This is a genomic window from Afipia sp. OHSU_II-C1, assembly GCF_000497575.1.
Lineage (GTDB): Bacteria > Pseudomonadota > Alphaproteobacteria > Rhizobiales > Xanthobacteraceae > Afipia.
This window is the reverse complement of record NZ_APJI01000040.1, coordinates 1-1,206: the sequence shown is the minus strand read 5'-3', so window position 1 is coordinate 1,206 and position 1,206 is coordinate 1. Positions and strand designations below refer to the sequence as shown.

At 59.7% G+C, this 1,206-nt stretch carries 1 protein-coding gene; it reads right to left on the bottom strand.

Features of this window, described 5'->3' with window-relative positions:
• Positions 1-26: 26 nt before the first annotated feature.
• Positions 27-1,138 (bottom strand): IS3 family transposase gene (locus I554_RS0125335; RefSeq protein ID WP_152527747.1). Its coding sequence is split into 2 segments (ribosomal slippage): positions 27-883 and positions 883-1,138, totalling 1,113 coding nucleotides; the frame shifts between segments, so codons are not numbered across the junction.
• Positions 1,139-1,206: the final 68 nt, after the last annotated feature.

The window sequence follows — 1,206 nt, the reverse complement described above, 5'->3', positions numbered from 1 at the left end:
TGACCTGCACCCCTGATTGCCCTCGTTTATAAGTAGACTCTGTTCTGGTTTTCGTCCCTGTTTGAACGGTTGGCAAACTCGCTTGGTGTGAGCCCGTTGAGGCTCGTATGCGGTCGGTTGGTGTTGTAGTCGATCCTCCAGTCCTCGATGATCTGACGGGCCTCGTTGAGGTTAGCGAACAGGTGTTCGTTGAGGCACTCGTCGCGCAGGCGACCGTTGAAGCTCTCAACAAATCCATTCTGCATCGGTTTGCCCGGTGCGATGTAGTGCCACTCGATGCCCAGTTCCTCCTGCCAGGCCAATACGGCGTTCGACGTGAACTCGGTGCCGTTGTCGCTCACGATCATCCGAGGGCAGCCTCGGCTCTCGATGATCTGATCGAGCTCGCGCAGCACCCGCCGAGCGGTCAGCGATGTGTCGACGACAAGGCCCAGGCATTCCCGGGTGAAGTCATCGACCAGAGTCAGGATACGGAAGCGCCGACCGCTGGCAAGCGTGTCCATCACGAAGTCGAGCGACCAGCGCAGGTTCTGATCCTGCGGGATCGTCATCGGTGCCCGCGTGCCGAGTGCCCGTTTGCGGCCGCCGCGCTTGCGCACTGAGAGCCGTTCTTCCCGGTAGAGCCGATACAGCTTCTTGTGATTGATCCGCACGCCTTGCCGCGCCAGCAGCAGGCCCAAGCGACGATAGCCGAACCGCCGTCGTTGCGAAGCCAATTCCTTCAGCTTGGTCCGCAAGGCTTCGTCATCGGATCGTGTCGACGCATACCGATAGGTCTTCGGTTGCAAGCCGACCAGATCGCAGGCCCGCCGCTGCGAGTAGCTCTTCTCACTGACCGCCCAGGTCACAGCACGTCTCCGCAAGCTGGGCGTCAGAAGTTTTTTCCGAGCATCTCCTTCAGCGTCGACACGTCAAGCATCGACTCTGCCAGCAGCTTCTTCAGCTTGCGGTTCTCTTCCTCCAGCGCCTTCAGCTTGCGCGCCTCGGAGATCTCCATGCCGCCGTACCGCGAACGCCACTTATAGAAGGTCGCATCACTGATGCCGTGCTTGCGGCACAGATCGCTCGCTGATGCACCGGCGGCGTGCTCCTTCAAAACCCGGATGATCTGCTCTTCGGTAAACCTGCTCTTACGCATCGTCTGTCTCCTGGCTGGAGAACAGAAATCCTAACTCAAAATCGGGGGCGTTTCAGGGGTGCAGGTCA